The organism is Sinomonas sp. G460-2, from assembly GCF_047759905.1.
In the GTDB taxonomy this organism is placed as follows: Bacteria; Actinomycetota; Actinomycetes; order Actinomycetales; family Micrococcaceae; genus Sinomonas.
The window spans coordinates 1-2,598 of record NZ_JBKZWT010000417.1 but is presented as its reverse complement, the minus strand read 5'-3'; the positions used below and the strand labels follow the sequence as shown (position 1 = coordinate 2,598).

General features: G+C 68.7%; 3 protein-coding genes. All 3 read left to right on the top strand.

Going from position 1 to position 2,598, the window contains the following annotated elements; all coding sequences use genetic code 11:
* The first annotated feature begins 32 nt into the window (after nucleotides 1–32).
* The 3 genes from ACLN58_RS20750 to ACLN58_RS20740 all read left to right on the top strand — a co-directional run bounded on the left by ACLN58_RS20750 (nucleotide 33) and on the right by ACLN58_RS20740 (nucleotide 2,585).
* A complete protein-coding gene (locus tag ACLN58_RS20750) occupies nucleotides 33–518 on the top strand; it encodes a hypothetical protein (RefSeq protein WP_415857121.1) in 486 nt (161 codons plus the stop codon).
* Nucleotides 519–532: 14 nt separating this feature from the next.
* Nucleotides 533–1,003, top strand: coding sequence for a peptide-methionine (R)-S-oxide reductase MsrB (gene msrB, locus ACLN58_RS20745; protein ID WP_415857120.1), 471 nt, complete (start codon nucleotides 533–535; stop codon nucleotides 1,001–1,003).
* 187 nt (nucleotides 1,004–1,190) lie between these two features.
* Nucleotides 1,191–2,585 (top strand): DUF6421 family protein, encoded by a 1,395-nt coding sequence (locus ACLN58_RS20740; RefSeq protein WP_415857122.1) that lies wholly within the window; start codon nucleotides 1,191–1,193, stop codon nucleotides 2,583–2,585.
* The last annotated feature ends 13 nt before the right edge of the window (nucleotides 2,586–2,598 follow it).

Genomic DNA, 2,598 nt, shown 5'->3' with positions numbered 1-2,598 from the left:
GCGATTCGGTGGGCGACCGCTAGTCTGATCCCATGACGGCGCCGATCCTCATCCTGACCGAAGTCGCCCTCGGACCCGCCGAGCGGACCGCGGTGTCCGAGCTCGTCGAGCACGACACCCCCATCGAGATCCTCGTCCCGGCGGGACGCAAGCGCCGCCTCGTGGTGGACTTCCTCGATCACCTGTCGATGCTCGAATTCAGCAAGGCCTTCGAGGGTCTCGCCGGCGAGGGCGATCCCGTGGCCCAGCGCGCCGTCGCCCAGACGGCCCTCGACGGCTCGCTCGCGGCGCTCGACGGCGTGGGCGGCGGAGCAACGGGAGGCCTCGTGGAAGGCGACCCGGTCGTCGCGCTGGCCGACCGCGCGTCGTCCTCCGGGGCGACGCAGGCCATCGTCGTGACGCTCCCCCACGCCATCGAGGACACGTTCCACACGGACTGGGCCAATCAGGCCCAGCGCCGCATCGGGATCCCCGTGCTGCACCTGTACGCGGGCACGGGATTCATCGGCGACTCCTGATCGTTGACCTAGGCATGGATGCCGCACAGCCGACCCCTCTGCCTCGCCCCCGCCGCTCTTCTCTCCCACACCGCTCTCTCCCCCACCCCGCCGCCCGTACCGACGCCGAATGGCGCGACCGCCTCTCTCCCGAGGAGTACCACGTGCTCCGCGAGGCGGGCACCGAGCGCGCCTACACGGGCGAGTACTGGGACACCCACACCAAGGGCAGCTACCAGTGCCGCGCGTGCGGGGCCGAGCTCTTCACGAGCCGCGAAAAGTTCGATTCGCATTGCGGCTGGCCCTCGTTCTGGGCGCCGCTCGCCGACGACGCTGTCGTGTACCTGCACGACCGGACCCTCGGGATGGACCGCGTCGAAGTGCGCTGCGCGACGTGCAACTCCCACCTCGGGCACGTCTTCGAGGGCGAGGGGTACTCTACCCCCACCGATCAGCGCTTCTGCATCAACTCGATCTCCCTCACGCTCGTGCCCGACGCGGAATGACGCACGGCTGAACCGGACCGGCCGAGGCCTCGCAGGCGCGGGCCACGGCCGGTTTCCTGAGCCAGCAAGCAATAGACTTTCTGGTGCTAAGAGCATTTCACACGCAGATATCCTTCCCCTTGGCTACTCTCGAATCAGCCTTCCCTGCTGAGAGAAACCGAGAGAAAGCGAGTTGGCCGTGACCACGATCGCTCACGCTGCTGATGTCTCCCCCAACGCCCATGCCCAGGGCGCCGTCGCCCAGGATCCCCGGTGGCTCGCCCTCAAGGAAGCGGCGATCCGCCTCCAGCCGCTCCAGGCCCACGACGGCTCCGTCTCGGAGGCCTCGGACCACATTCTGGCCGGTGAGCTCGTCCAGAAGATCACGGCGGGCATCGAGGCCCTCGCCCCGCGCTTCCCGCACGACGCCGAGTACCTGCGCCTCGCCGTCGCCGACTTCCGGCGCTGGGCCGAGCTGGGCTTCGGCGTCCCGGACTTCCTCGATTCCCTCGTCGCGTTCGAGCCGCAGCTCGACCGCGCGAACGGCCGACAGCACCTCGTCGTCTTCCCCATGTACACGCAGAACGGGAGCCGAGACCGGCTCGTCGAGGCCGTCCTCGTCGAGGTCGTGTGGCCGGACTTCGTCGCCGAGCTCGAGGCCGGCGCCTACAGCAACAAGCTCTTCGTGCCGATCCGCTTCCTCGACTTCACTCCCGGCTACGCGACGAACTCGGCTGTGCTCTTCCCCGAGACGGTCGCGATGCGCGAGGTGCCGAAGTTCACGTGGGGCGCCATCTTCGCCGACCGCGAGGCCGCGCGCTTCCGCCGCGTCCTCGACGCCGCGGCGAGCGTGACGAACCTCGAGCTGCCCGCCGACGCCGCCGAGCTGCTCGTGGACCAGAAGCTCGCCGAGGAGACGTTCGTCATGTGGGACCTCATCCACGACCGCACCCACATGCGCGGCGACCTCCCGTTCGACCCGTTCATGATCAAGCAGCGCATGCCGTTCTTCCTGTACTCGCTCGAGGAGCTGCGCTGCGACCTCACGGCGTTCCGCGAGTCCGTCAAGATCGAGCGCGACGAGGCGGCGGACCCGGAGGCACGGCACCACGCGAAGCTCGTCCAGTACGCCGTCATCTTCGACCGGATCTTCCGCTTCGCCATCACGGGCAACCGCGTGCGCAACTACGACGGCCTGGGCGGCCAGCTCCTGTTCGCGTGGATGCACCAGCACCGCGTGCTGCACTGGACCGACACCAAGCTCACGATCGACTGGGCGGAGGTCCCCGCGATCGTCAGCGCGCTCGGCGACGCGATCGACGAGCTCTACTGGCGCTCCATTGACCGCCCGAAGGTGGCACACTGGCTCGCAGCATACGAACTCGTCTCGGGCACCGTGACGCCAAACCCGGCCTCGGTATGGGCCAAGGGCCCCGAGGCGCTCCCGCTCACGGGGACGCCGCGGGAGATGACGGACCAGGTGCTCGACGATGAGTTCCCGCTGTCCATGTTCTACGAGGCCTTGGAGAAGAAGATGCGCCACGTCATCGAGTCCACCGCTGGAATCACGGGCCAGAGCGCCCTCCCCGGGGCCGTCGCATGAGCCCGAGCGCCGA